Genomic DNA, 2,538 nt, shown 5'->3' on the forward strand with positions numbered 1-2,538 from the left:
CTGCATGACGAGGGTAAGGCGGCCCGGCGCTGGCAGGGAGCGTTCCACACGCCGAAGGACGGCCGCCCGTACGCGAAAACCGGCAGCAAGCGACCGCCAGATTTCGCTGTCCTCGGCGGCTATCGGCACGAGTTCGGCTCGCTGTTGCGGGCAGAAAGGAACAACGCCTTGGCAGTGCTCCCGGACGATCTCAAGGACCTAGTCCTGCACCTGATCGCGGCGCATCACGGCCGCGCGCGTCCGGTGATCGAGACGGACGGCTGCGACGACGGCCCGCCGAGCCTCCTGCAGGCCCGTGCTCGCGACGTCGCCCTGCGTTTCGCCCGACTGCAGAAGCGCTTCGGCCCCTGGGGCCTCGCCTGGCTGGAAGCGCTGGTCCGCGCCGCTGACCAGCAAGCCTCGCGCGCGCTGGAAGCGGAAAGCCAGCGCGATGGCTGAAGCCGCCATCCCGGTCGATCTGTTCAATCCCGGCCAGGTCTTCGCCTGCCTGGGCTTCCTCGAGGCGGCGGAGATCCTGCTCGGCGACGCCGAAGGACGCTTCGATTGGTCGGATGAAGCCAACGTGCGTTTCCACTTGCGCGCCCGGGGCGATGACAACCCGGTCGCAGCGGTGCTGGCGTTCCTGGCGGCGGCAACTGTCAACTCGGTAGCGCCGCTCCGGTCTGAGCACCGCACCGAGAAGTGGACTATCCCAACCGCCCTGCTGCGCGAAGGCGAGCCGTTTCCGTTTCCCGATCCTTCCAGTCCCGCAACGCTGCCGGCGCGGCTTTCGGTCGGGACATGCTCCCTCGTGCTCGATCACTGGGGCGACGCGACCGTCCGTGACAATGTCAAGTTCTGGGCCGGCGCTGCCGGCTATCCCGGGGCCGCACTCGCGCGGGACGCGCTCGCCCTCGCGCACGCAAAGTCGGAAGGTGCGCTCAATGACCCGTTCGCGGTCTCAGCGCCGCAGAGCAGCAGTTTTCGTTTCGAGTGGCGGCGCGATTACATCCCGATCGATGCCGGCTTCTCACCAAACGAGCACGGACAAATCACGATGATGGGCTATCCGCTGACGGAAGTGCTGGCGGCGGTCGGTCTCGGCCACGCAAGGCCCCAACGTTTGACGAAACTGGAATACCGGTACGGTGTTGCAAGTGGGGGGATCGCCGACGTGTGGCTCGATCCCATGTTTCTCCGCGCAGCACTTGGCTGTTCCCAGCTTCCATTCTTGCAACGCACCTTTCGTATGCAGCTCGGCTGGCCCGGCCAGGAAAACCAGGCCCGGTGCATTCTTAATGTCATAGAGGAGCCCAATCCGTGACCGCGCCGCAATCCCTCTCGCACGAAACAATCAATTCCTGGGCCGACGACGACAACGGCCCAGTGGCGTTGCATCTCAGGCAGGAACTGTTGCCGGTCGAGGGCAAGGGTGGCGTCATCTTCCCGCCTACGTACGCCGACATCGGCTACAACATCGATACGCTTGCCGACGGCACCAAGGTCGCCACCATCGACAGCGTCGGCAGCCAGGCCAACCGCATGGAGCCGATCTTCAAGCACCCCCCGTACGACGCGTTGGTGCCGCAGATCGAGATCGCCTACGGCAACGAGCGGACGGTCAGCATCCTCGATGCCGGCCATCGCCTCGGCGATGCCCTGATCCGTTGCGTCGCCAAGGACGACGCGAGCGGCTTTGACTTGCGAGCTGCGGCCCATGAGGCGTTTGACGTCTTCCAGCGCACGAACGATGCAGCCGCGATCGCAAAGCTCGCGCCGACGTCGCTCGTCTTTGGCGTGTGGGACTCGCGCGACACCCAGGCGAAACTGCCGCGGATCGTCCAATCGGTCATCCGCGCCTGGGACGTCGAAGTCCTGCAACGTTCGGCACAGTACAATCCTCCGCTCGACTACTCTGCCCTCGACGTTTTCGGAGAAGAGGAAAAAGCCAAGCAAGAGGGGGATCCGAAGAGCCCGTTGGCAAAGCGAGGTTTTGTCCATGTGCCCGCTGCGGGAGCGTTGGGAGGCATTGTCGCCCACGGCCCGATCCAGCGCGACGTCACCGTCAATCTTGTCGCATTGCGGCGCCTGAACGGCGAGAATGCCCAAGCCCTCCGCCGCTACGTGCTTGGCCTTTCGCTCATTGCCGCGACCGATCCGCTCGATCCGTTCCTGCGGCAGGGCTGCCTGATCGTGCCGGATCCCGAGAGGCGGGCTGAATGGTCGCTGGTTGAGCGGACGGGCACCCGCTCGGCAGTCGCTCTTGGTGCATCAACGGCGCGGGAATTTGCCCTTGCGGCTGCAAAAGCGTTTGGTGTTGGTGCGAACCGGCGCCTGACGTTCAGTAAAGAGCGTGCAGTCGAGGACTCTAAGAAGGATAAGAAGGCCAAGAGCAAGAACCAAGACAAAGTAAGCGAAACTGCGTGAGGGGAGCCATGCCCCGCGCCCTGCTCATTGCTGTGCGCTTTCATGACGGGCGCTTTCACGGCCGGCCGGAATGGCCACCTTCGCCGGCGCGATTGTTTCAGGCGCTGGTCGCGGCCGCGGCCACGGGCGCTC

General features: G+C 65.0%; 3 protein-coding genes and 1 pseudogene. All 4 read left to right on the forward strand.

Annotated features, from left to right (window positions below):
• Positions 1 to 438 (forward strand): annotated as a pseudogene (locus tag RKP46_RS16660) (type I-U CRISPR-associated helicase/endonuclease Cas3); the annotation flags it as partial.
• Positions 431 to 1,303, forward strand: a complete 873-nt coding sequence (gene cas8c / locus RKP46_RS16665; protein WP_311107657.1) for a type I-U CRISPR-associated protein Cas8c — start codon at positions 431 to 433, stop codon at positions 1,301 to 1,303. The pseudogene RKP46_RS16660 and the gene cas8c, both read left to right, overlap by 8 nt.
• Positions 1,300 to 2,406, forward strand: a complete 1,107-nt coding sequence (gene cas7u / locus RKP46_RS16670; RefSeq protein ID WP_311107659.1) for a type I-U CRISPR-associated RAMP protein Csb1/Cas7u — start codon at positions 1,300 to 1,302, stop codon at positions 2,404 to 2,406. The genes cas8c and cas7u overlap by 4 nt, the downstream gene beginning before the upstream one ends.
• A gap of 8 nt (positions 2,407 to 2,414) precedes the next feature.
• Positions 2,415 to 2,538 (forward strand): type I-U CRISPR-associated protein Csb2 (csb2, locus tag RKP46_RS20275; RefSeq protein WP_409194161.1); only part of this gene is annotated, 124 nt, incomplete at its 3' end.

The organism is Accumulibacter sp. (assembly GCF_031732815.1).
GTDB lineage: Bacteria > Pseudomonadota > Gammaproteobacteria > Burkholderiales > Rhodocyclaceae > Accumulibacter.